Annotated in this window: 24 protein-coding genes; 12 read left to right on the top strand and 12 right to left on the bottom strand. The window is 62.3% G+C overall.

Annotated elements, in window-relative coordinates:
• Positions 1 to 4: 4 nt before the first annotated feature.
• Both AAA969_RS12375 and AAA969_RS12370 read left to right on the top strand, forming a co-directional pair.
• Positions 5 to 796 carry an ABC transporter ATP-binding protein gene (locus tag AAA969_RS12375; protein ID WP_297732626.1) on the top strand — a complete coding sequence of 264 codons (792 nt, stop codon included), beginning with the start codon at positions 5 to 7 and terminating at the stop codon, positions 794 to 796.
• 71 nt (positions 797 to 867) lie between these two features.
• A complete protein-coding gene (locus AAA969_RS12370; protein WP_338246363.1) occupies positions 868 to 1,626 on the top strand; it encodes an FkbM family methyltransferase in 759 nt (252 codons plus the stop codon).
• 3 nt (positions 1,627 to 1,629) lie between these two features.
• Here AAA969_RS12370 and AAA969_RS12365 read toward each other — a convergent pair whose 3' ends face one another.
• The 8 genes from AAA969_RS12365 to AAA969_RS12330 all read right to left on the bottom strand — a co-directional run bounded on the left by AAA969_RS12365 (position 1,630) and on the right by AAA969_RS12330 (position 8,664).
• On the bottom strand, positions 1,630 to 2,055 hold the full coding sequence (locus AAA969_RS12365; RefSeq protein ID WP_338246362.1) for a hypothetical protein: 426 nt from the start codon (positions 2,053 to 2,055) through the stop codon (positions 1,630 to 1,632).
• Between the two features lie 7 nt (positions 2,056 to 2,062).
• On the bottom strand, positions 2,063 to 2,647 hold the full coding sequence (locus AAA969_RS12360; protein ID WP_338246361.1) for a prepilin peptidase: 585 nt from the start codon (positions 2,645 to 2,647) through the stop codon (positions 2,063 to 2,065).
• Between the two features lie 32 nt (positions 2,648 to 2,679).
• Entirely contained in the window at positions 2,680 to 4,617 is a 1,938-nt protein-coding gene (locus AAA969_RS12355) for a secretin N-terminal domain-containing protein (protein ID WP_338246360.1), read from the bottom strand.
• Between the two features lie 188 nt (positions 4,618 to 4,805).
• Positions 4,806 to 5,315, bottom strand: coding sequence for a hypothetical protein (locus AAA969_RS12350; RefSeq protein WP_338246359.1), 510 nt, complete (start codon positions 5,313 to 5,315; stop codon positions 4,806 to 4,808).
• A complete protein-coding gene (locus AAA969_RS12345) occupies positions 5,312 to 5,878 on the bottom strand; it encodes a hypothetical protein (protein WP_338246358.1) in 567 nt (188 codons plus the stop codon). Before AAA969_RS12345 ends, AAA969_RS12350 begins: the two co-directional genes overlap by 4 nt.
• Positions 5,875 to 6,984, bottom strand: coding sequence for a hypothetical protein (locus tag AAA969_RS12340; RefSeq protein WP_338246357.1), 1,110 nt, complete (start codon positions 6,982 to 6,984; stop codon positions 5,875 to 5,877). The genes AAA969_RS12345 and AAA969_RS12340 overlap by 4 nt, the downstream gene beginning before the upstream one ends.
• Positions 6,938 to 7,990: a hypothetical protein gene (locus tag AAA969_RS12335; RefSeq protein WP_338246356.1), complete on the bottom strand. Its 1,053-nt coding sequence runs from the start codon at positions 7,988 to 7,990 to the stop codon at positions 6,938 to 6,940. The genes AAA969_RS12340 and AAA969_RS12335 overlap by 47 nt, the downstream gene beginning before the upstream one ends.
• On the bottom strand, positions 7,987 to 8,664 hold the full coding sequence (locus tag AAA969_RS12330; RefSeq protein WP_338246355.1) for a type II secretion system protein: 678 nt from the start codon (positions 8,662 to 8,664) through the stop codon (positions 7,987 to 7,989). Before AAA969_RS12330 ends, AAA969_RS12335 begins: the two co-directional genes overlap by 4 nt.
• A 376-nt stretch (positions 8,665 to 9,040) precedes the next feature.
• Between AAA969_RS12330 and gspG the strand changes: the two genes are divergently transcribed.
• The 3 genes from gspG to AAA969_RS12315 all read left to right on the top strand — a co-directional run bounded on the left by gspG (position 9,041) and on the right by AAA969_RS12315 (position 11,922).
• A complete protein-coding gene (gspG, locus tag AAA969_RS12325; protein WP_338246354.1) occupies positions 9,041 to 9,520 on the top strand; it encodes a type II secretion system major pseudopilin GspG in 480 nt (159 codons plus the stop codon).
• Between the two features lie 9 nt (positions 9,521 to 9,529).
• The gene (locus AAA969_RS12320) at positions 9,530 to 10,012 is read left to right on the top strand and encodes a type II secretion system protein (RefSeq protein ID WP_338246353.1); all 483 of its coding nucleotides are present in this window, start codon (positions 9,530 to 9,532) and stop codon (positions 10,010 to 10,012) included.
• A gap of 446 nt (positions 10,013 to 10,458) precedes the next feature.
• Complete coding sequence (locus AAA969_RS12315; protein ID WP_338246352.1) at positions 10,459 to 11,922, top strand: hypothetical protein; 1,464 nt, start codon at positions 10,459 to 10,461, stop codon at positions 11,920 to 11,922.
• A 271-nt stretch (positions 11,923 to 12,193) separates the two neighbouring features.
• Here AAA969_RS12315 and AAA969_RS12310 read toward each other — a convergent pair whose 3' ends face one another.
• Positions 12,194 to 12,859: a transposase gene (locus AAA969_RS12310; protein WP_338246351.1), complete on the bottom strand. Its 666-nt coding sequence runs from the start codon at positions 12,857 to 12,859 to the stop codon at positions 12,194 to 12,196.
• 223 nt (positions 12,860 to 13,082) lie between these two features.
• On the opposite strand from AAA969_RS12310, the gene AAA969_RS12305 reads away from it, so the two are divergent.
• Both AAA969_RS12305 and AAA969_RS12300 read left to right on the top strand, forming a co-directional pair.
• Complete coding sequence (locus AAA969_RS12305) at positions 13,083 to 14,876, top strand: GspE/PulE family protein (RefSeq protein WP_338246350.1); 1,794 nt, start codon at positions 13,083 to 13,085, stop codon at positions 14,874 to 14,876.
• A 15-nt stretch (positions 14,877 to 14,891) separates the two neighbouring features.
• On the top strand, positions 14,892 to 16,094 hold the full coding sequence (locus tag AAA969_RS12300) for a type II secretion system F family protein (RefSeq protein ID WP_338246349.1): 1,203 nt from the start codon (positions 14,892 to 14,894) through the stop codon (positions 16,092 to 16,094).
• 7 nt (positions 16,095 to 16,101) lie between these two features.
• Here AAA969_RS12300 and AAA969_RS12295 read toward each other — a convergent pair whose 3' ends face one another.
• Positions 16,102 to 16,890 carry a sulfotransferase family protein gene (locus tag AAA969_RS12295; protein ID WP_338246348.1) on the bottom strand — a complete coding sequence of 263 codons (789 nt, stop codon included), beginning with the start codon at positions 16,888 to 16,890 and terminating at the stop codon, positions 16,102 to 16,104.
• 116 nt (positions 16,891 to 17,006) lie between these two features.
• Between AAA969_RS12295 and AAA969_RS12290 the strand changes: the two genes are divergently transcribed.
• Entirely contained in the window at positions 17,007 to 17,699 is a 693-nt protein-coding gene (locus AAA969_RS12290; RefSeq protein ID WP_338246347.1) for a sulfotransferase family protein, read from the top strand.
• Positions 17,683 to 18,663, top strand: a complete 981-nt coding sequence (locus AAA969_RS12285; RefSeq protein WP_338246345.1) for a hypothetical protein — start codon at positions 17,683 to 17,685, stop codon at positions 18,661 to 18,663. The genes AAA969_RS12290 and AAA969_RS12285 overlap by 17 nt, the downstream gene beginning before the upstream one ends.
• Positions 18,664 to 18,678: 15 nt before the next feature.
• Here AAA969_RS12285 and fcl read toward each other — a convergent pair whose 3' ends face one another.
• Both fcl and gmd read right to left on the bottom strand, forming a co-directional pair.
• On the bottom strand, positions 18,679 to 19,629 hold the full coding sequence (fcl, locus tag AAA969_RS12280; protein ID WP_338246344.1) for a GDP-L-fucose synthase: 951 nt from the start codon (positions 19,627 to 19,629) through the stop codon (positions 18,679 to 18,681).
• A gap of 4 nt (positions 19,630 to 19,633) precedes the next feature.
• On the bottom strand, positions 19,634 to 20,707 hold the full coding sequence (gene gmd / locus AAA969_RS12275) for a GDP-mannose 4,6-dehydratase (protein WP_338246343.1): 1,074 nt from the start codon (positions 20,705 to 20,707) through the stop codon (positions 19,634 to 19,636).
• A 200-nt stretch (positions 20,708 to 20,907) separates the two neighbouring features.
• On the opposite strand from gmd, the gene AAA969_RS12270 reads away from it, so the two are divergent.
• From AAA969_RS12270 to AAA969_RS12260, 3 genes are read left to right on the top strand one after another with little or no spacing between them, the layout of a single operon-like run.
• The gene (locus AAA969_RS12270) at positions 20,908 to 21,861 is read left to right on the top strand and encodes a hypothetical protein (RefSeq protein ID WP_338246342.1); all 954 of its coding nucleotides are present in this window, start codon (positions 20,908 to 20,910) and stop codon (positions 21,859 to 21,861) included.
• Complete coding sequence (locus AAA969_RS12265; RefSeq protein WP_338246341.1) at positions 21,861 to 23,414, top strand: hypothetical protein; 1,554 nt, start codon at positions 21,861 to 21,863, stop codon at positions 23,412 to 23,414. The genes AAA969_RS12270 and AAA969_RS12265 overlap by 1 nt, the downstream gene beginning before the upstream one ends.
• Complete coding sequence (locus tag AAA969_RS12260; RefSeq protein WP_338246340.1) at positions 23,411 to 24,349, top strand: sulfotransferase family protein; 939 nt, start codon at positions 23,411 to 23,413, stop codon at positions 24,347 to 24,349. The genes AAA969_RS12265 and AAA969_RS12260 overlap by 4 nt, the downstream gene beginning before the upstream one ends.
• Positions 24,350 to 24,400: the final 51 nt, after the last annotated feature.

Genomic DNA, 24,400 nt, shown 5'->3' with positions numbered 1-24,400 from the left:
GCTGATGTCTCACATTCTCGTCCAAGACCTCGCGGTCACCTACCCGCTGTTCAATCGCGCGCGCAGTTCGCTTGATACCCAGACTGCTCCGCTGGATGCCGGGGAGGATTTTGGTGGAACCCAGCGACTGGTGCGGGACAAGCGCGGCTACATAAAGGGTGTCCGCGCTCTGGATGGCGTGTCCTTTGAAGTCGAGCAGGGCGAACGGATAGGCCTTGTCGGTGCCAATGGGTCCGGCAAGACGACACTCCTGCAAGTGCTTGCGGGCATTTATCCGCCGGAAGAAGGTTTCGTCACGGTCGAGGGGCGAACAACGAGTCTCGTGAACATTAATCTGGGCATGCGCAGCGAGGCGACGGGCAATCAGAACATCACCTTGCGGGGATTGGCATCAGGGCGAAAACGGTCAGAGGTCGAAGCGCGACGGGCAGAGATTGCTGCCTTTGCAGGTCTGGGCGAGTTTATCGATCTGCCGGTGGACACATACTCGGCCGGTATGCGGATGCGGTTGAATTTTGCGATTGCGACCGCATTTGAACCGGACGTCCTCATTCTGGACGAGTGGCTGTCGGCGGGCGATGCCAAGTTTCGCAAAGCGGCCAGTGAACGTATGTCCACCTTTGTCGGTCGTGCTGGAATTTTGGTCCTCGCGTCCCATAGTGCGAGCCTGTTGCAGGCGAATTGCACGCGCGGCCTTTGGCTGCATGACGGGCGTGTCAGAATGGACGCGCCGATAGATGATGTTCTGGCCGCCTATGAAGCGAGCGGCAAGAGCCAGACGGCTGCACAGGAATAAGTGCAGGACAATCAGGGCTGTGGCGGTATTGTCTTTATCGCAGAATTGAATCCCGCCGGAGCTTGTCGCAAGTGACTGCCAATATTCCCAATGCCCGAGAGAAACTGGTCGATTTCGTCCGTCAGCTCGGTCGGCGGCTGGGGCTTTCCACACAGACCCGATCGCCCAAGAAGCTTGAGGCATTCAGGGTGCTGAAGCGCAGGGGCGTGCGGGTCGATGCTGTCGTTGACGTTGGAGTCCTCCACGGGACCTCGGAGCTGATCGATCATTTCCCGCGTGTGCATCATTACCTCTTTGAACCAGTCGACGAGTGCAGGGATGCTATCGAGCGCGTCTATGCCGGGCTGGACTTCACCCTTTTCCAGAAGGCCGTTGGGAGCGGGGATAGTGTCGCGACGATGCGCATCCTGGGAGAAGCGGGCTCGTTGAATTCCAGTGCCCATGTCGATCTGGCTGAGGGTGGGCGCGAGGCGCGTGCCATCGAAGTCGTCGCACTCGATTCAGTGGCTGCCAAATTCGGGCCGGTACGGAATTGTCTGCTGAAAATCGATACCGACGGCAACGAGGTCAGCGTGCTCGACGGGGCGCGTAGTTTCCTGTCGAGTTGCGCGGTTATCGTTGTTGAGGTGACCCAAGCCAATCTGGCTGAGGTGGTTGCGCGTTTAACCGCGGAGGGTTTCAGTATATTTGATATTGTCGAGCCGTGCTATTTTGACGAAGCATTGTGGCAGGTTGATGTAATATTTCTTAATAATAAATCGCACTCAGAGTTGTTCGACACAATTACAGATAACGACTTCGATAAAGATAAGTACAAGATATTCAAATAATAGTCACATGTTGCTGAATATGGCTTCTTCTTCTGAATCGTATATCGGATTCAATGCAATCCGCGAGTGCCGCCGCTCGAATGTATATTCATTTTTTCTAAGCGTGACGGTGTAATTTTCCGTCAGAAGCGTGAAGTACTGACCACCAAGATAGCCATCGACCGCTTCTTCGCTGCCGGGCTCATTCATTGTTACCGTTACGTACCATCCTTGGATTTCTTCGGGCACGCCCATTCCTGACTGAACCAGGCTTGAGACGGTGCCATTGACCTCCCGAGCCTCCACAAACCGCTCAATACGCAGCGTGGCCGATGTGATCTGCTGAAGCATTGAGTAGAGTGGTGCGAGGGCGAGTGCCAGCAATGCGACCGCCGCCAAGGCTTCGATCACGCTGAACCCGCGTCGCAGATTTTTGGTTTTCGACGTCACGGCGAGCTCAAGCCAGTCCTGCAAACAAAGCTGCCGCACCGTAGCCTAGCCCCAGACCTGGTACAAACGCGATCCGCGTCGGGGACGATGATCGCCATGGGCGTGCCAGCACGAGCGTTGCGGCGACCGCGGCCAGAAGGGCGGAAGGCAGGTGGCCGGGTTCGATCCAGAGGCCACAGGCGGCCGCAAAGAGTATATCCCCAAGGCCGAGCGTTGCTCCGGCCTTGGCGGCTGATGTCAATGCACCGGCCAAACCAAGGATCGCGGCTGAACCAATCGCTGCAGGGATGGCACTCAACCAGCTTCCATCGAGCGAGGCTGCCGCCAATCCGGTTGCGGCGATGATGAGGGAGTTCACATCATGCACACGCCGGACGGTAAGGTCGAGTGATGCCGCCGCCGCGCCGGCGCCGCAGGCCAGCGCGAAGAGAAGGCTGTCTGAAAGGCTGCCTGAGAGGCCAGCATAGCTACCAGCCAGCAATATCGCAGCCAGCAGCGGCGCTCTAAGCGCGAATCGCCGCCGGCGGCGACGCCAGATCAAGGCGGCGGGTCCAAATGCCAAAGTCGCCAGGCCGGCGCTCAATCCGGCCATGAGACAGTAAGCGAGGCTTGCCGCATCCGACATCACTCGTCGGGCGTGCTCACCTGCATCGGACGTTCATGCTGCAAGAATGTTTGGCCCGCACCGATCCTGGATACGAAAGCGTCATTGATTTCGCCGCGGAAGGCATCGACGATCCTTTGCCGATCTGTTCGGTCGTTCAGGATAAAGGGTGTCACGAGAACCAGCAGCACACGTTGGTCATTGCTGAAGGTTTCGGTTTTGAAGAGATTGCCGAGCAGGGGGATGTCCTGGAGCAGTGGCACGCCAGTGGAGCCGCGATTGACCGTTTCGCTGATCAATCCACCCAGCACAGCCGTTTGGCCATCCTGCAGGGTAATCGACGAGGTCATCCTGCGATTGGAAATGATGGGACTGCCGATGGCCTGATTGGGGTTCTCATCGGCCGAACTGACTTCCTGCGTGATGGCGAGGTCGATCCGGTTACTGCTGAACACCCGCGGTTCGACAGTCAGGAGCACGCCGGTTGATCGGTACTGGATCGACTGCAGGATATCGGTGGAGCCGGAATCCTGGGTGTTGGCCGCTCGTTGGGACGTGATGATGGGTACATCGGTACCCACTTGCACTTCTGCGGACTCGCCCGAGCGCGCGACGACACGAGGCGTGGACAGGATGTTGACCGCAGAATTGCTCGCATTGGCCGCCGCTTCGATGTCGACTTGCCCGGACCGGACAACAGCGGAGAGCCCGCCGCTCGACAGGCCAAGCGCGTCCTGGGTACCGATCTGCACATCCCCGCCCAGTGTATTTAGAAAGAATTCCAGGCCGAAACGCGTGCTGTCACTGAACACCACTTCGGCGATGGTTACCTCGACAAGGACTTCCGCGACAGGTGTGTCCAGTTGTTGCAGCAGACGGGTGAGATCGTCGTACTCATTCCGCGAACCGGTGAAAATGAGCCGGTTGCCGAAAGTGTCGACTGCCAGGCGGGAGTTGAGCGATCCGCCGGACGCATTCCGGTCCCCGCCCGCCTCCGTCTCGGGGCCGCTTGTCTGGCGTGAAGCCTCGCCCAGTACGGTGCGCAGAACGCCGGCGAGCTCTTCGGCGTCAGTGTTTTGCACCTGGTAGACGTAGGAACGGGCCCCGTCTTCACGCTCGGCCGCGTCTTCCAACCGACGCGCCGTCGCGATCAGATGCGCCAGCGTGTCGTCATTATGGGCGAAGACCAGGATCTGGTTGGTCTGGTCCAGGGCAAGCATGGACAGGGGCCGAACCTGGCGCGTGCCGAGCCCGACCTGATAGCCCTCCAGGGAGAGGATATCGACGAGCGCTTGTGCCAGCTCGGAAGCGTCCCAATTGCGCGGTGAGAGCGTCACGGCGGCGGCGCCGGCAAAGCGCGCCTGGTCGAGTTGGCCGATCAGCTGCATGGCGGCATCCACGCGGTCCGACAAGCCCGTGAGGGACATGGAATTGATGTCTCGTCGGACCTGGATCGACAATTCCTGTTGATCGGGAAAGGCCTGACGCAGGATGGCGTCCATTTCCGCGGCGTCCGAATAATCGAACTCCACAAACTGGATCACGGGGCGCAATGGCGCTGACACGCCGGCGCGGGCGCGGGCGCGGATGATTTGCGGCATATTGCTGCGCAGGTCGCTGCGTTCGACGACAAGCGCCATCCCGTCCTGGACCTCGATGGCAAGGCCGTACTCGGCGAGTGCGGCGCCGAACAGGCCAAGGAAGGTGTCTGGCTCCATATCCCGGACGCTGCGCAAGGCGACGATGTCGTCGCGGTCGGCAACACCGGGACCGAGCGCGTAGGGCACGCCGAGGATTTCGCCCAGCGCCGTGTCGATAAAGGCTGGAAGCGGTTGCGCAGGCAGGGTGGCATTGATCGCGGGACCGGCGGGAGACAATGTTGCGCTGAGCGCGCCGGCACCGGCGATGCCGCTGGAACTACCCGGCACGATCCGCCGTGTGGTGACCAGTTCAGACATGTCAGGCGTGTCGGCCCCGGCGCTGGCTTCTGTATCCGCTGCGCTTGCGGCGACTTGCCTTTCAAGTTCGGCGCGGCGATCCCCAAAGACCGGATTCAGGTGGGAGTCCGGGGAGAATGCGGCAGTCGAACACCCTGAAAGGAGGAGAAAACCCATCGAGCTGAGGGTGATTGTCCTGAAATGAGTCATCACTGCCCTACATTGTTAGGTACAAATACATCGATTGTCCGGATTTCCCCGTGCCGCTCCAGCAAGAGCGTTCTCGGGCTTATCTCGGCAATCATCCAGCCGTCAAATAGTTCCTCGCCGGGCACGAAGATGTCGACCAGGTTCGCCTCACCTGACGCATGGATCCGCCACTCGGATTCGCGCCGCACGAGGGCGCGGATGTCGGGCAGGCGCGCGGCAATGGCCGCGGCCAGACCGTCCGAGGCCGCAGGGTCCGGGGCATCGGGGTCAATCGCGTCCCCATTGAGCGCGGCGAGGGTTTGGGCGGCAGGAAACAAATTGGTCTGACCCAGGCGCTGAACCAGTGTCTCGACATCGGCGCCGTCCGGACCGTCAAGCGGGTTGAGGGCGCGGGACTGACCGGTCAGGCGCGCGGCTGTCGGGGACGGTGGCAGCAGGAGGCCGGCGGCAGCAGCCAGCGCGCAGGCCAGCCCCGCGGCGCCAAATCTCAGCTGCATGAGGGACATCATGACGCCCCTCCTTCGATGATAGCGGGTGCGATCAGGCGGATGGTGACCGGCCGGTTGCGACCACCCCACACCACCTCCGCCGGTCGCAGATCGCCTTCGGCCTGGGTGACAGCTTCCAGGAATGTGGCGAAGCCGCCGCCATTGCTGCGGGCGGTCATCTCAACCTCGAACAGGACCGCCCCGCCGGACAGGGGTTCGCTGCGCAGTACGGACACCCGGGGCGTGGCAAGCCGGGAGACCCGCGCGGCATTCTCCACCGCACCCAGGATCTGGGCGCTGGCCAGGCCGGTCGTCGCGCCGCGCCAAAAGCGCGATTCCGCGGCGTCCACCTCGGCTCGCGCTGCTTCCAGGACGGTGTTCCAGTCGCGCTGTTCCAGGGCGGCTTCCCGCCCGGCAAGTTCGGTGCGGACCGTGGCCAATTGCTGGACCAGGCGCGTGTTGCGGGCACTCAGATCCATCGCGGCCACAATGCCCGCCAGGGCCACAAGCACGATCAGGCCGAGCCTGGCCCGGACGGTCAGGCTGTCGGACGCGCGTTGCAAGGTTGTCGACAAAAGGCTCATGCCGGGGTCTCCGCCTGGGTCTCGGACGGCGCGACAAGGTCGGCCTGAACCTCCCATTGGCCTTGCGTGCGGGCCCGCTGGATCCCGACATTGGCGAGCGAGGGCGCGCTTTCCAGACGGCGGACAATCTCGGCCGGGTCGACATCGGATCCGGCGGCGACGACCGCGTCGACCCGGCCCGGCGTGATGGCAAAGCTTTCCAGTCGGCCGTCGACGGCCTGGGCGGCTTCGGCGAGATCGGTCACCGGGATGAGCGGGTGAACGAGATCGAGCGCGGACCGGTATTCGTCCAGCCGGGCCGTGCTGGCCTGGTAGGCCTGCAGCGCATCGAACTGGGCCGAGCTCTCGGCGACGACGCTGCCCAGGGCGGACCGGGCCGTATGCAGATCATAGGACAGCCGGGCCTGTGTGCCGGCGGCGTGCAGCAGGGGGGCGCCGACCAGGAGCAGCGCGGCGAGGGCGGCGTGCAACGGTGTCAGGCGAGTGGCCCAGCTGCGGGCCTGGTCCTGCATCCTGTCGGCGGCGGAGATCGGCGCACTGTCAGCATCGGAGGCCGGCGCGGCGCAACTGCGCACGAAGATATCAATCTCGGCCTGGCTCGGCTGGCGCGACCAGAAGCGGCTGGCGAATAATTCGCCTTCGCGTTTCAGCTGGCCTTCATATCCGTCCTGCAATTCGCGCAGGCGGAACCCGTCACCCCAGTGACTGTCAGCCTGGCCATCGACCTGTCCGTCACCTTGCGCGGTGATGGCGGGCTCCGGCACGATCCAGGCGGTCTCCGGCACACCCAGGCGGGTCAGCAGGGCGCGGTCCCAGGACCAGGCCGCGGCATGGCGACGACCCCAGACGATGAAGAGGCCGGGATCGGCGAAGGGCGCCCGATTGCGGGCCGCCAGTTCGACGGCGCGGCGCACCCGGTCATCGACCCGTCCGGCCGGTCTTTCAATGCGTTCAAAATGAAGCAGGGCGCGGCTGACGACATGGCGTTCGCCGGCCAGAATCGCGCGCGCCAGCGCACCAGCCGGGCGCGGCGCCAGGCCGGCGGCGGACACGCGGCGGTCAACCGGCTTGAGGAAGTTCATCAAGCGCGTCGGCCTCTTCGACATGGAACGCCCCCTCGACAATCGATCCGCCCACAACATACGAAAACGCAATCTCATAGGGTTTGTACAGGTTTGCGAGCGTCAGGTCGATCCGCGTCAACTGTATGTATTCGGCGTCGGGACGATGGGTGATGATCAGAAAGCTGGGCCCGGGCAGGGCGGAATTGTCATTGAAGGGATCGAGACCTTCCAGCCCGTCAATTCCGAAATCCTCATACCGCACCAGCCGGTCGCGATCCTCCAGCGCCTCCATGGCGCGGTCGAGCTGGCGCACATCACCGCCGACCAGCTGGCGCAACAGGTATTCCGGCACCAGGCGCGCGCCCATGGCCGACTGGCCGCCGGCGAAGGCAAACAGATCCATCAGGCGCGGATCGGCGCACCAATCCACCTCTTCACGCCAGCCCAGCGCGCCGCACGCGTCCGAGGCGGCGGACAGCGGGGCATTGCGGGGCGTCCGGCCAGCCGGATAATCGGCGGCCTCGGCGCCGCCCAGCAAGCGCCGGTCATCCTCGTCGATAAAGTCGACCAGGCGTGCCGCCAGTCTTTGTGCATCAGCCCGCTCCAGGCCGAGCGCCAGCAATAGCGCCTGCGACGCCGGGCCGGGATCATCGCCAAGATTGACCAGCCCGTTCGTACCGACCAGACGCACCACGACCGGACCATGGGCACCGGCATGAAGATAGGGCGTGCCGGTCGCCGAGAGGGGCTCGCCGCCAATCCCGAAGCCGCCACTGATCGGATCCGGATCGCGCGTCCCGCCAACGCGCACGGAGGACAGCCCCATGGGTTCGGTCAGCAGAAGGCGCAGGATATCTGTCTCCGCGGCCTCGAAATCGGCCAGGGATTCCTCGCGCGCGCTGATCCGGGCGAAGACCGAATTGGCGGCACTCATCACCGTATAGGCGGCACCGAGCAGGAGCGCGATAACGGCAATCGTCCACAGCGCCAGCGGGAAGACATAGCCGCGACGCGCCCGGCGCGATATCCGCCTGCGGACCTCGCTCACAAGATCTCCTCCAGGTCGCGGCCCCGTATCGGCGGTGCATTCCAGCCTGTCGATGTGATCGCCCACAAGACCTGATCTTCGGCATCGACGATCATGACAAGTGTCGGTGGGGGGCGATAATAATCATACCAGGGATCAAAACCGGCCTCCGGTGGCCAAGCGTCGAGGGCTTCGGCCGGTTCGCGATCATAGAGCCGCGAGAGGGACTGATAGGCGAAGCGAAATTCGAGGTCTTGCGCGTCGAATCGCATCGCCACGATCCCGTTTGTGAGCGTGCTGTCTTCGCGTGGCCCGGTGCGTTCATTGCCGTCACCGGCCGGTTGCCCGACTTCCTGATAAACCAGCGCGGTGCCACCCGCCTCCGGCTGCAGGGTCAGGACGAACCGCGTCGGCAAGCCATGCGGCGTCAGTACCGGGCGCCGTGTCGTGCCGGAAATGCGCGTCGTGCTGCCTGTATAGGCACCCGGTGAGTCCAGATAATCAGCGACGGAGGCTGCCAGGGCGTCGCTGACCGCTTCCCGCGAGAACTCGGTCTCCAGCGCCCCGGCGAGCGCGATGTCAATCCCCGCCGTGCCGCGCGCCACGGCCATGATCGACTGCAACAGAACCAGCGACGTGATCGAGGCGATCACCAGAGCGATCAGGGTTTCCAGAAGGGTGAATCCGCGGGTCATTACGTCCTAGGATGAAGCCAGGCTGCATGGTATAACCACGCCGATTTGGTCGGTCCAGCAAGCATGGCGGGTTTTACCGGGCTCGCTTGTCCATGTTAGGGATCGGGTCTGGACCTGATCGGTGATCGGGACGTATGACCTGATCTTGCAAGCTCCGGATCAGGTTTGGAAAAGCCGGATCGGGTATCAAAATTGATGTGTGACAAAATTGATGTGTGACAAAATTGATGTGTGACAAAATTGATGTGTGACAAAATTGATGTGTGACAGTGTGACAGGATTGGCCATGCGGGTATCAATGCGGATTGCAAAACGGGTCTCAAACCGGATATCGAACCTCTTTTCCGGGCCAGAGAGCGGGCCAGAGAGCGGGCCAGTGAACGGGCCAGCGAACGGGCCAGCGAAACAGCGCCTGCATATGCAGGCCGGCTATTCCCTGATGGAAGTCCTGATCGCCGTGGCCATCATCGCCACCCTGGCCGCCCTGGTGGCGCCGCGCCTGTTCGGCCAGCTCGACAGTTCCAAACAGGCCGCGGCCCTCACCCAGATCCGCATGGTCGAGACCGCGCTCGATACCATGCGGCTCGACCTCGGCCGCTATCCCAGCCAGGACGAGGGCCTGCTGCTGCTGGTTGCGCCCAGCGCCGATGTCGGCGCCAGCTGGAACGGTCCCTATATGGATGGCGGCCTGCCGCAGGACCCCTGGGGCACGCCCTATCAATACGAGGCCACGGAGGACCTCTCCCGCCGCGGCCGCGTCATCAGTCTCGGAGCCGACGCCGCGACGGGCGGTGAGGGGCTCAATGCCGATATCGACCCGCGCCGTGCCACCCCGTCCGGCGGCGATGTCGGCTAGGGCAGGCGGGTGAGACCTGATCGCGCGATCCCCGCTTATCCGTGTCCACGTCATCAAGGCCCGCGCAAGGTCGGCTGCAATCCTTCGCGCCAGCGGCGCCGGCCTTGCGCAGGGCAATCCGGTTACAGTCTTCTTGAAGTCCTCATAGCCATGGCGATCCTGGCCCTCGCCGTCGCCATGTCCATCCCCTCCATGTCCGCCATGTATGAGCGACACCAGGTGCGCCAGGCCTTCGCCGCTCTCAATGCCTGGATCCTCGAAGAGCGCACGACCGCGCGCCTCGCCGGCCAAGCCGCCGATTATCCAGCCGGTCTGATCACGGCCGCGGGCGCGGACATGCCGGACGGCTGGACCGCAGAATGGCTCGAACCCTGGCGCGTCCATCCCTCCGGTGCCTGCGCTGCAGCCCGCATCCGCATCGCCTCGCCCCGTGACCGCATCTGGGAGCGCATCCTGCAGGCTCCGGCCTGCCGCGCGAATTTCCGGGTTTGAAACGGGCAAGTGTGATGGCGATCACAGGCTGCACACCTCGGCTTGGACACTTCACGGGTCGCCGCTGCGCGCGATCATGGCTTTTGGGCCACATATGGACAGTTGATTAAGGCCGGTTAACCGCGGGTTCGGCCCCCCAACGGCCTATGAACCGCGTGCAAAACCAGTTGTTTGTCGAATATATAACAAGACTGTGTTGAATGCGCAGCACCCGCCATTGAATGCCTTTTTCTCGCCCGATTTACAGTTGACACCCCGGTGGTGATGGGCTTTCTTCTCCCCGAGCGTCACGGGGGTTCTCGGGCGCGAAAGGTCCATAGGGGAGGTCTGGGTGTGACGCTACGGCAAGCGCCCTGTCTACTAAGCCTAGACCTGGATCGTTTGATAACCGTCGTGGCTGCTGTCATGGCCATGACTAAATTGTGTAGGAAAGAGGGGATTTCCCTATGAAACTGGTTCAACTTCTTAGCGGCGCTGCCGCAGTGGCTCTTATTGCCGGGGCTGCAAGCGCTCAGACTGTGTCCGTTGATGCCGTCGCTGGCGATTTTATCGGCCAGACCGTCATGAGCGAACGTACGGGTGCCCTCTCGGGCGACGTGGTTCTTGATATGACTCTCGATGGCGTTTTTGCTGCCATGGGTGCCGGCGGTCAGGTCCAGGTCGATGTGGCGCTGACCAACGCAACGTTCTCGGGCATCGTTCCGGCAAATGCGTGGAACGCTGCGACCGACACGGATTGCAGTTTTGGGGCGCCTTCTCTCGGCGGTGGTGCGGGTGGCACTTCGGTGCGTTTTGTCAACCAAAACCAGATCAACCTTTGCGATGCCGCTCTGGGTGTACTCGGTAGCGCCGATGACGGCTTCCTCACCCTGCCGCTGTCCGTGACGACGCTTGGTCAGGACGTTTCCGTCACCGTGACTTTCACGCCGATCGCTGATGCGGGTGGCTATACTGGTGCGGCGGAAATCGAAAGTCTGCTGAGCTTCACGCAGGCCTACAACTTCACCATCGCGGCTGGTGCTGCTAGTTCGGGCTTGTTCGACGCGATCGGCGACGACCTGCTGGGAACGGGTGAGATCGGTTCGATCAGCTTGGCTGCTCTGCCGGTGGGTGTGCGTGAGGATCTTGCTACTCCGGTCGCTGGTTTTGCAACCGCGTCGACCGGTGGTGTGATCACGGTGACGTTCCCGTCTGGCGCCGATGGCATTGGCTCGGTAACGTACAAAGCTGGCGGCGGTGACGTGGCCTGCGCCCAAGGCGTCGCTCCGGCTGATAACGAGTTCACCTGCGCGCTCTCGACCGCAAACGTCGACGCGATGGTCGCTGGTTCAGACCTGATCGACATCGCCGACGATGGCGATCCGCTCACCACGATTACGGTTCAGACGCCGACAGTTGAAGTCGCGTTCACCGATGCGGCGAGCTACGACGTGGCTGACGTTGCTGCTGCGAATGTCGGTGAACTGGAACTGGACGACAACGTAGGGGTTCGCGTTCCGCTTGGCCCGAACGGCGCTGCGAACTCGTTCCCGTGGACCAACCTGCGCTCGTCGGGTGGTACTCAGTCGAACTTCCGCATCACGGGTCTGCGTACAGATCTGGCGCAGGACTCTGACGAGTGCATCCGCGTTACCGTGTCCAACTCGAGCGATGCTCTTCCGGGCGCGGCCACTGCTTGCCTGGACGCCGCAGACGTGACCATCGCTGCGGATGGTGTTGCAGCTAGCACTTGGACGGCCAGCTTTAACTCGACGGCCGTTGCAAATGCTCTCGGCATCACGACGGAAGCCGTGAACGGCGATATCAGCTTCGACGTTGTGACCAACGACTCTGCTGCTGCGGGTGTTGGCGAAATCGCTCGCCTGTTGCTTAAGAACGGTATCGTGACGGGCACCGGCTTCGACAACTAAGTCGGGCTCTGCTCTACGAAATGGGAAGGGCGGCTTCGGCCGCCCTTCTTTTTTGTCTTCTTCTAAATGGTGACACGCACGCATTTCTTTCTAAATGGTGACACGCACGCATTTCCGCGAAACGGGTACGTTTCGCCGTTTCCCGTCCCGTCAGGTGACACGCACCCTCTAAATGGTGACACGCACAAATTTCCGCGAAACGGCTACGTGTCACTGTTTATCTAGGGTACGTGTCACTGTTTATCGTCATATCACCGTTCCCCGTCACGATTTATCCCTCGCGGCGCGGACGTCCCGGCGTTCCGGGACGGAGGCGGGTGGCGGACTTGGTCTCCAGATTCGCGATCCAGGACTTTTCGCCGAGCGGATAGCCGGTCTGCGTGAAATCGCCCAGCAGGATCTCCTCGCGCGGGCTTGTTCCCTCGGCGAGATAGCGCGGCCAGTCGGGGATGCGCGCAAGCCAGGGCGCCGCCTGCGTCAGTCCGTCGGGCCGTCCCTGATCGACATGAAAGCGCGCGCTCGACCACGCCCAATCCTGCGCCCGTGCGCACAGGCGCGCGGCGACCGGATTGTTCTCCACATAGCGCACCGCCGCCAGGGCATGCGCCTCGTCCATCGCGCAGGAGGCAAAACGGCCCTGCCATAAAAACCCGGTCCAGCCCTGGCGCGCATTGATGTGCCGGGTATAGCGCCAGTGCGCGCGGCCGACGGCCCTGGCGAGCGCCTCCGGCCGCGACGGCTCCAGCACGAGATGCACATAATTGGGCATCAGGCACCAGGCCCAGCAACGCACCCCGTGCACCGCGCAGGCCGAGGCCATCAGATCGCGGTACAGCGCATAGTCCGCATCCCCAAAGAAGGTCCGCTGACGCCGGTTTCCCCGCTGGGTCACATGATGCGGAAAACCGGGCAGGACGATACGGGCGCGGCGAGTCATGCCCTGAAGTTAGTGGTAAAGATCGTTCCGTGCAACATCAGCGTGTATTTGAAAAAAAGGGAGGAAGATAAATGGTGCGTGTCACCATCTATCGTCACCGATTATCTCGTTTACCTGCGGGCCGCGCGTCAGTGGCGGGGCTTGCCACGCGGGCGGCGGCGCGGTCTAACTTCGGGCAGGAGCCCGGCCGGGCGTTTTCCGGCCGCCATGCAGGGTTGGGATCATGGATCGACGCCGGATCGGGGAATTGCTTGTTGAGGCGGGCGCCATCGCACCGTCCGATATCGAGCAGGCGCTGGCCTATCAGCGCGAGACGCCGGTCCTGTTCGGCCAGGCCCTCCTGCGTCTCGGTGCGGTGGCTGAGGAGCGCCTGCTCGCGGTCCTGTCTGTCCAGCTCGGCCTGCCCCTGCTTGCGCCGGCCGCCCTGCCGCGCGACGAGGCCGTCTACGCCTTCGCGCCCGCCGCCCTGGACCTGCCGATCCGCTGGCTGGCCGAGAAGGGCGCGGTACTGTGGTGGAGCATGATCGGGGACGACACCTTCGCCGCCCTCGACAGCGAGGTTGCCGCCCGACCCTCTGTCGACGCCGTCCGGCTGGTCGCTTTCGCCCGCAATCCGCTCGATCCCGGTCTCAACGAACGACTCGGCGCGGCCTGGCCCGGCGAGACGCAATTTCTGCTCGGCGCCAACCGCCTGCTGGAAAGCGCGCTCGCCCGCCTGCAGTCGGCCGGGGCGCGGACCCGCCAGAGCGCGCTGACCGATGTCGAGCGCCTGCGCGAAATGGCCGAGGAGGCGCCGGTCATCGATTTCGTCAATGCCGTCTTCGAGGACGCCCTGCGCGATGGTGCCAGCGACATTCATATCGAACCCTTCGAGCATGAATTCCAGGTCCGCTTTCGCGTCGATGGAGTTCTGAACCTGATGCAGACGCAGCCGAAAGCGCGTTTCGATGCCGTCGCCTCCCGCATCAAACTCGTCTCGGCCATGGACATCGCCGAGCGCCGCCTGCCCCAGGATGGTCGCCAGACCGTGCGATTTGCCGGTCAGGACATCGATCTCCGCGTTTCCTCCCTGCCCGGCGCCTGGGGGGAGAGCCTTGTCCTGCGCTTGCTGCGCAAACGCCAGGAACTCCCCTCGCTGGACGGGCTGGGCCTCGTGGGCCGGCAGCGCCGCGTCTTCGACCGGGTGATCCGCGAGCCCAACGGCGTCATCCTGGTCACCGGCCCCACCGGGTCGGGCAAGTCGACCACGCTCTATCGCGCCCTGGAACTGGTCAATGACGGCCAGCGCAAGATCATCACCATCGAGGACCCGGTGGAATACGATATGGACGGGGTCACCCAAGTGCAGGCGCGCGCCGACATCGGCTATGACTTCGCCCGCGGCTTGCGTGCCATCCTGCGCCAGGACCCCGACGTGATCATGATCGGCGAGATCCGCGATGGCGAAACCGCGCGCATCGCCATCCAGGCGGCCCTGACCGGCCACCTCGTCTTCTCGACCCTGCACACCAATACCGCACTGGGCGCCATCGAACGTCTGACCGATCTGGGCGTCGAACCCTTTCTCGTCTCAGCCTCGCTGCGCGGTCTCATTGCCCAGCGCCTGTTGCGCCGACTCTGTCCGGATTGTTCCGTCGCAGCTACCAGCGATGAGGTCGCCGCCGCTGAGGGCCTCCTCGATGCGGCTCGCGAGCGCGGCGTGCAATGGCCTGCCGACGCCTTTGAAGACACGGCCCACTGGCGCGTTCCTGTCGGTTGCGATTCGTGTCGCGGCCAGGGCTATTCCGGCCGCATCGCGGTCTATGAAGCCACCGCGATTGACGGCGCCGTCAAGGAAGCCATCGCCCACGGCGCTGGCCAGGCCGAAATACTTGCCGCCGCGCGTGGCGCGGGCTTCCTGTCTATGCTTGAAGATGGTCTGCTGAAAGCGCGTGCCGGCATAACTTCGGTCTCCGAGGCCATGCGGGTGCTCGGCGGCGGCGCTCGCGAGACCCGCCCCGACACGGTTCGGGCATAAGGGGCGGCGCGCAACATGGCCAGCTTCCTTTACAAGGGCTTGAAACGCGACGGCGCCTCAGTGGAAGGTCGGATCAGCGCCGGCGACGCAGACGACGCAGTCAGCCAGCTACGGGCCCAGGGCATTCTCGCCTATGAGATTGGCTTGGTCGACGGGGAGGGACGGCGATATGATCGCAAGAGCGCCCGCCCGAAGGACCGCCACCGATTCATCCGCCAGCTGGCCACCCTCCTGCGGGCCGGCTCGCCCCTGCTGGCGACCTTCGATGCCCTGCTGGAGGAAGAGCCGTGCCGCGAACTCTCAGAGCAGATGCGCGCTATCCGCACAGACCTGCGCGGTGGTGGGCGCCTATCCAATGCACTCGCCCGCCATATGCCGACCCTGCCCGATTATGCGCCGCGCCTTGTCGAGCTCGGCGAGGCTACAGGCTCGCTGGACACTCGCCTTAACGAGGTCGCCAGCCAGATGGAACGTGATCTCACATCCGCCGAGGAAGTGCGCAATGCGCTCGCCTATCCCGGCTTCCTCGCCGTTGCCGGTACGGGCGCGGTGATCTTCATCTTTATGTTCGTCGTGCCGCGTTTTTCCGCCCTGCTGGAAAACGCGGAGAGCGAAATCCCGGCCATTTCCCGCATCGTTCTCGGCATTGGCGAATTCTTCAATGCCAATGTCCCGCTAGTCCTGGGCGGGGCGGCCCTGCTGGCGCTGGGCGCTGTGCAGATATGGCGCGCGCCGGCCACACGCCGGGCAGCAACCGCGGTCGCCTTTCGTCTTCCCGTGCTTGGCCGCTTCCTTGAAGCCAGCGACACGGCTCGCTGGGCGCGGGTCACCGGAACGGCCTTGGCAGCCGGCGCCGCCCTGATCGATGCCCTCGCCCTCGCGGAACGCGGCGTCCTGTCACCGCGTCGTCGTGAGGGTCTGGAACAGGCCCGCCGGGCCGTCCGCTCTGGTGAAATGCTGGAAACCGCTCTGCGCGCCCACACCAATACCGACGCCATGACGCTCAATCTGGTGCGGACCGGGCGCCTGTCCGGGGCGCTCGCCGAGATGCTGCTCTTCGTGGCGGAGGCGGGCGAGCAAGAATCCCGGAATCTGGCGAAGCGTCTCACCTCACTCGCCGAACCTCTTGCCATCGCCTTTATCGCCTCGGTCATTGGCCTGATTGTGATCAGCCTCGTCCTGGCGATGTCGAGCCTTTACAGTATCGACATCATCTGACACCGACTCACAACCAGCCTTCATCCTTGCAGTAGGCGAGTTGATCGTCGCGAAAGCAGGATAAATCCTGTTCGCGCCACCGGCCACGACTGTCCGGCGACGATACATTGCGACAGGCCAGTTCGAGTCGAGTATCGGTGATCTTAATTCCCAACGCCCGGCAGGCACTGTGCAGCGTCTCGACCGGCGCTTCGACGAAGCGCTCGTAGTTGAGGCTCGCCGTGCGTCCGCCATGGCGGCGCTCCCGCACCGTTTGTGCCTGCCGGGCATGGATCCAGACATCCAGCTGCGCGGCGGGCAATGATCCGCTCCGCTCGGCCGATATGCCCAGCGCCTCCCCCCAACGCTTGAGCTGGTTGGTGTTGCTGGAAAACGCCATGTCGAGGGGATGTCGGTGCACGAAGAGAAAGGCGGCATCCGGCCATGCGGTCAGGATGTCATCAGCGAACATGTGGGTATTGGGTTCCTTAACGAGGAAAGCACGCCCCTCAGCCGCTGCATTCCTCTCCGTCACCACGTCGGTCAGTTGATCGAGTGGCGCGGCTTCCGGGTGGTGCCCGGATTCCGTCACGGCGCGCAACACGCCCAGACGATGACCGATCGAGGGGAGGGGGGATGCCATCCAGTCGGTCCGGACGAAGAGATAGGTGAAGTCCAGGCAGTCGCGGGAGCGATTGAGCGCCGGGCCGTGCACATATCCCAGGCGTTCAAAGGCTTCCGCAACCGCGCGTGTCCCCGAACCTCCGAGCGCGCCGATCACCATGGCATGCGGTTCGAGCTGCATTGTTTCGGTCATCGACTCCGTCTTCCTTCAACCGCACCGGATGCCTGCTGCGGCGCCTCGTCCTCGCTTGCCTCATCCGCTAACCTGCGCCGCGACTGACAGGGTGCAAAGTCCGGGGGGAGACGGCAATGAGTGACAACACCTGCTATATCGTTTTGGGCATGCATCGAAGTGGCACCAGTGCGCTTGCCGGAACGCTGATGGAAGCCGGTGTGTATCTGGGTCGCGTCCTGGACAAGAGTATTACCCGCAATCCAAAAGGGCTGCAGGAACCCCCCGCCGTGCTTTACATGCAAGAGGACCTGCTCAAGGCCAATGGCGGGAGCTGGAACGAGCCGCCGGAGCAGGTGGAGTGGTTTCCGATGCATGCGGCGGTCAGGGATCTGTTCATCGAGTCACGTGACGGTGAGGCCTGCTGGGGCTTCAAGGACCCGCGCACCCTTCTGACACTCGAGGGGTGGCTCAAAGTCCTCCCCAACGCCCGACCGCTCGGGATATTCCGCCACCCCATGGCGGTTGCACGCTCGCTGGAGAGCCGCAACGGATTTCCGATCGAGAAGGGGTTGGCGATCTGGCATGCGTATAATTCACGCTTGCTGGACTGGCAGACGCGGCTGGATTTCCCGATCGTTCAGTGCCTGCCGGAGACGGTCGCCATGCAAGCCAAGCTGCAAAGCCTGCTTCAGGCGCTGGGACTGGTCACGGAGCAACCGCTGGAATTCTTCGACGCCTCTCTGCAAACCGTCCGTGAAACCGAAGATGACAGGCTGCCCGACCCGGTCCAGAGCGTTTGGAGAGGCTTGCTTGATCGCGCGCTCTGAAACCCGGTTCTGCCCGCTATCCACCCGGCTTTTCCCCAAGTTCAAGGGCGCTGATGCCTATGCGCTGACCGGGATTGCCGCGCGTTGCGACTGGGTTGTGCTGAGTGATCGGGACGAACCCCGGGTCGCGGACCGACTCCGCATCGATATCGCCAATGTCCGAACGGTATTCGTCTCGCTCCGGTCACATGAGGTCGCGCTCGAGCATTTTCTCGACCATGTGCTGCCAAGGCTGACAGCACCCTTCGTGCTGGTGAGCGGGTCGGAGGATGTGACCCTGCCGAACCAGACCGACCAGCGCTGGCCCGCCATGCCGGCAGCCTTGCGTGATCGGCTGTTGGAGGCGCTCAATAATCCTCTCCTGGTTCAATGGTTTTGTGAGAATCTCGACGAGGCGGCCCACCCGAAACTCCGTCCCCTTCCGCTCGGCATGGTCTTTCCCGAGGCCGGAGCCGACACTGTCCTCGCAGTGCCTGAATGGGGCGAAGCAGGCCAACGTCATCGGCGCATCCTGTGCGCTCATCGAGTCCGAGATGGTTCTCAGTGGGAAATTCGGAAAAAGGTAACCGCGCTGGCGAAGGCCCACTGGCGCAGCTTCGTGACGGTCCTCGAGGATCCGGTCGCTGAAGACGAATTCGAGGCGCTGATCCGGGCCCACGCCTTTGTCCTTTGCGTGGAAGGCGGTGGCCTCGATCCGTCGCCCAAGGCTTGGCAGACACTACTGAATGGCGCTGTTCCGATCATACGAAAGACACCGGTCGCGGCCGCATATGCTGACTTTCCGCTCGTCCAGGTCGATGCTTGGCAGGCGGATGCGCTAAGCGCCGGAAAGCTCGATGAGTGGTTCGAAGTCCATTTCCGAAGCGGTCGTGTCAATGCGCGGCGTCAGGAAGTTATCAACAGGCTCGGACTTGATTACTGGTGGGCGCAGATCGAGGCCTGCTTGCCGGATACCGATCGATAGACACCGGCTCAGCACTCAACGTGAGGGGATGTTCTCTTCGTTGGCGAGGAACCAGTGATAAGCGTCAGCCAGGCCATCGCGCAGGCTGATCGAGGGTTGCCAGCCGAGGGCCCGAATTTTGTCGGCGCTCATCAGCTTGCGCGGCGTACCGTCAGGCTTGCTCGTGTCCTTCGTCAGCTCGCCCTTGAAGCCGACAACATCCATGACCAGGTGGGCCAATTCCCCGATCGGAAGGTCTACACCCGAACCGACATTTATATGTCCAGCGTCCGAGTAGACCTTCATCAGGTGCACAAGCGCATCCGCGCAATCATCGACGTGGAGAAATTCCCGACGCGGCGTCCCGCTGCCCCAGATTTCCATTGATTCCGCCTTGTCGACCTTCGCGTCATGGGCCTTGCGAATAAGCGCCGGGATGACGTGGGAATTCATCGGGTGGTAATTGTCGCCCGGGCCGTAGAGATTAGTCGGCATGGCGGAGATGAAATCCACGCCGTACTGCTTGCGATAGGATTGGCAGAGCTTGACGCCGGCGATCTTGGCGATCGCATACCACTCATTGGTGGGCTCAAGCGCGCCGGTGAGCAGGGCCTCTTCCTGTATCGGTTGTTCGGCGAATTTCGGGTAGATGCAGGATGATCCCAAGAAAAGCAGCTTCTCAGTACCCGCCTGATAGCAGGCGTGGATGATGTTGGAAGCGATCATCAAATTCTGATAGAGAAACTCAGCCGGATAACTGTCATTCGCATAAATCCCGCCCACCTTGGCTGCGGGAATGAACACCGCGTCCGGGCGCGTGTTTTTGACCCAGGCTGCGGTCGCCGCCTGATCGGTGAGATCGAGCTGGGCGCGAGTCGCCGTCAGGATTTCAGTCGGCTCTTCCTGCTTCAGGCGTCTGACAAGCGCGGAACCCACCATCCCCCGATGGCCGGCAACCCAAACGCGTTTGCCTGTGAGCGAATACATCGGATCAGACATCGCCGTGATTGGAGCGGTAGGCTGCCTCAGTGGCGATCACCTTCAGATCGCTCCGGACCATTTCGCTGACCAGCTCGGGGAAGGGGGTTGTATGCTTCCAGCCCAGTTTCTCCTTCGCTTTGGTTGGGTCACCGATCAGGAGATCGACTTCGGTCGGCCGGTAATACCGCGGATCGACGGCCACCAGCTCACGGCCGGTTGCGGCGCAGCGACCGGTCTCGGACTCGCCGGCCCCTACCCATTCCAAGGTGATATCGATTTCCTTGAATGCCAGCTCCACGAATTCGCGAACCGTGTGCGTTTCTCCGGTTGCCAGTACAAAATCGTCGGCTGAGGCGTGCTGCACGATCCGCCACATTCCCTCCACATAGTCTCTTGCATGTCCCCAATCGCGTTGGGCATCAAGATTACCGAGATAAAGCTTGGCCTGGCGCTTCTGGTGCATGGCTGCAACCGCACGCGTGATCTTGCGCGTGACAAAGGTTTCACCGCGGGTCGGGCCTTCATGATTGAAGAGAATTCCGTTTGACGCGTGCATCCCATAGGCTTCGCGATAATTCACCGTGATCCAGTAAGCATAGAGCTTCGCGGCGGCATAGGGGCTGCGGGGGTAGAAAGGAGTGGTTTCGGATTGAGGAACCTCTTGCACCAGCCCGTAGAGTTCCGAGGTTGAGGCTTGATAGAAGCGGGCCTTGTCTTGCAGATCGAGGATGCGAATCGCTTCCAGCAGGCGAAGCGCGCCTATGGCGTCGGCATTGGCTGTATATTCAGGAGCTTCGAAGCTCACCTTCACGTGGCTCTGGGCCGCCAGATTGTAGATTTCGTCTGGCTGAATTTGCTGCACCAAGCGGATCAGGTTGGTCGAGTCGGTCATGTCACCGTAGTGCATGAAGAAACGGGTCTCACCCTCATGCGGATCAACATAGAGATGATCAACGCGCTGGGAGTTGAAGGACGAGGCCCTGCGCTTCAGTCCGTGAACTTCATAGCCTTTGCTAAGCAAGAGCTCGGCCAGATAGGCGCCGTCCTGCCCGGTCACGCCGGTAATAAGTGCACGCTTTATCATGAAGTTCCCGGAACTTGTTCATGGTGGTTGGATCGTGGACATCCCTGTTAAACTGTCACCCATTTGAAAACAAGCGCCGCGCCTGCTAACGCAGGCCATCGGCACACCGTCGAGCGGTGGTGGACTGGGGTTCGCGGCCTTGTTGCCCGCATCCGATTGGAGTATCGGATTATTTCAACACGTTGAGAAAGGGCGTCAACTTGTATTATTCGGTCGCGCATTCGGAACTTGTTAACGGGGATGGCGCGCACCTCGCCCATCTCGGCGAAGCGGTGACCTTCAATCACAACGCACTTTACAATTGCATTCGAGAGAGCTCGGGGTCGCGCCTTGTCATTTTGGCCGCACCTGTCGCTCGACTTTACGCGGCGTGCTTGGCAGACGGCTTGGGAGTCGATGAGGCGCACGACTGGGTTTCTACCCGGGTGAAGGAGATGCTGAATCTGTTTCGGCACGCGCGGCGTCAGATCCTCATCCTGCCCAGCGAGATAGGCTGGCTTTCCGGAGACATCGTATCGCGCGCTGTCCAGGCCTATTTCGATGACAGCGCGCAACCCGTTTTTCGTGTTCGACTGGACGACATGCCCGAGCTTTTACCGGTTTCGCTTCTCCACCAACTGGTTGGCAGGGCGGCCGTAGATGCCAGCCCGCTCCTGACCCGTCTCGACCAGGAATTGCGAGCAAGCATGGGATGCGTCGAGCGTGACGCCGAAGTGCTGGAGCAGGAGGTTGCGGTCTCATTGAGCGGCCTCACCGAGCTGATCGAGCGTGTCGGCTCGGCCAACCAGACGCCCGCGGGTGTCGGCGAAGGGCCCGTGACGGCACTGGATGCCCAGCGAGCATTGGTCGCCGACCTGCAGGATGCGCTCCTCGAATGCCAGTCAGAGCTCGAATGGTACCACCGGTTGGCGTCGCGTCAGGGGGGGGGGCTCGAGCAGAGGCGGATTGAGCAAGAACGGGATGCGGCAATCAGGGAGCGGGATCGACTGCGTGCGGAGAGCGCCGAACAGGCATTCCATCTGGAATGGTCTAGGCGGGACGCGGAACAATTGCGCGACGCGTTGAAACAGACACGAAACTCGACCTCATGGAAGGTGACGGCGCCCTTGCGCATGTTTCGCGGCGGTTCCGTGGCGGACGAGGGCGTTGAGTAATGCAAGGATTGTTCGGCGTCGAAACGGCAAACTTCGGTCTGGTCGTTCATATTGGGTGCGGCGATGATGCGGGCCGCTTCTGGCAGGGTCGTGTTGACGACCTTGTTCTGGTGGAGCCTGACCCTCAGCGCGCCAATGCTGTGCGGAAATGGCTCGATGGCGGCGGATCTGGAAAGCTTGTCGAGGCAGCGGTAGCGGAGCGAAACGGCGACGGTTCCTTTCGTCGAACGAGCTTTGGCGATCTGAATAGTCTGCGCGTGCCGACCGGGGCCATGACTTTGTTTCCGGGACTCCGAAGTCTCGAAAGCGTGCCGGTAAAGCTGATTCAACCCAGAAACCTTTTGGCAGCCCGCGGGGCCGGGGTGTCGAGCGGGCGATCAGCGCTGGTCGTAGATGCACCGTCAGAAGTTCTGCTCGTATTGTCGGACCTCGATGAGGCGGGCTTGCTTGATGACTTCGACACGGTCGTCATTCGAGTCGCCGCGGTACAGCTTCACGAAGGTGGCGCTGATCTGGAGCAGGTTGAAGCCTGGCTCACAGAGAGCCAGCGCCGAATTGTCTGGGAATCCGATCCCGCTGATCCGGATGTTCGTTTCGCGCTCGTCGAGAAGGACTGGAAGACGTGCAACCTGCGGAATGAAAGGCGTGCGCTTGAGCTCGAGACGATCGTATCGGAATTGCGACATTCCTATTCCCGGGTGTCCGAAGAAAACCGGGCCAGTCTCGACCACTTGAATGAGGAGGTGGGCGCCTTGACCGCGGCGCGGGATCAAGCACGTGCCGAGGCGCAGGCTGCCCAGTCGTCGCTGGATTCGATGACGCATGAGCGCGATGCGCTGAGTGAGGAATTGGATCGACTGCGGACGGAGCATGACGAGGCCACGCAGGCTGCCCAGTCGTCGCTGGATTCGATGACGCATGAGCGCGATGCGCTGAATGAGGAATTGGATCGACTGCGGACGGAGCATGACGAGGCCACGCAGGCTGCCCAGTCGTCGCTGGATTCGATGACGCATGAGCGCGATGCGCTCAAGGAAGAAATGGTGGCTCAGCAGGAGGCGAATTCCAAGGCTGCTGAGTCGGCCAAAAACGACCTTGAGACCCTGAAACAGCAAGTGAATGAGTTGAAGGCTGCACGTGACCAAACTGCGAAAGACGCCCAGGCGAACCTCGCAGCGTTTGAAACCATGCGGAGCGAGCGTGATCGGCTGAAGGCAGAGCTGGATGCCGCCCGGCATCGCTATGATGATCAAGACCAGTCTACAAAGCGGTTGAGTGCGGAAATTGATGCGCTACGCGACGACAATCGACTGTCGTTGCGGATCCAGCGGATTGCTCAGGCCGATCTGGCTGACCTGCAAGACCGATACGCGATGCTGGCTGACGAGAAGCGCCAGTTGGAGCAATTCCTGGATGGTCTTGCGCAGAAGGTAATCGAGTCGGAGGAGAAAGAACCGCTGCCAGCTCCCAAGCGCATAGCCGGTCGGACAAGGGCCGCTTCGAAGTCCACGCCGAAGCGTGCAGGAGCAAAAAGCCGGGCGAAGCCTTCATGAGTGCATTATTGCCTCATTCCGGTGCTCCGTCCGCCGTGGATTTTGGCGACCTTGCACGGTCGCCGATGGCTGCGTTCGGTCGGATGAGCGAGGCCGAGCTTCGGAGCGTGTCGGAATTCCTGAAAGCGCGCCCCAAGTATGATCTGACGCCGATTCGTACTGTTCATCATTTTGCCTGCACAGGCGGCACACTGATTGCCAGAGGGCTACAATCGCAACCAAACGCCCTATTGTTGAGTGAAGTGGACCCGCTCAGCACCATCCAGCTGAATACGCAGCGCTCGCGGTTTGCCCCGACAGACCCGATCCTGCTGGCGCGGGGCGCGCTCAGCCCGATTGATGAAGACACGGCGGTGGAGATGTTTTGTGCATCGATGAAGGCATTGCACGGACGGATGCACCGAATCGGGCGGCGCTTGATTTTGCGTGATCATGCCCATTCACAATTCTGTACCGACGCGGATTGGGAAGGGCGGCCGACATTGGCGGCCATGCTGGCTGACTGGTTTCCACTGCGATCGATCGTGACCGTTCGGCATCCCATTGATTCCTATCTTGCGCTTGATCGCAATGATTGGCGGCATTTTTCACCGTTTTCGCTCGAGGAATACGCGCGCCGCTACTTGGCATTTCTCTCTGCGTATCAGAATATTGCAATCGTCCGCTATGAGCGGTTTGTGTCAGATCCGGATGAGACGATGCGTGAGATCTGCCGACATCTCGAACTTGCCTACAATCCGGACTGGAAAGCGCTGATTTCGGTTATGCGACTGTCCGGCGATAGTGGCAGGAGCGGCGACAAGATCGCACCGCGTTCGCGGCGGGACTACTCCGATGAGCTTGTCGTGGAAGCCGAGGCGAGCGGCGCTTATCAGGATCTCTGCCTGCAATTGGGCTATGACGCTGAGCTGGATAGGGCGGAACATGCCTATTGACGACGAGGCCAGATTCGCTTTCCTCGCGGTGATGATGGCCAATAAACATGC

The organism is Maricaulis maris, assembly GCF_036322705.1.
Classification (GTDB): Bacteria; Pseudomonadota; Alphaproteobacteria; order Caulobacterales; family Maricaulaceae; genus Maricaulis; species Maricaulis maris_B.
This window is presented reverse-complemented; position numbering and strand designations above follow the sequence as displayed.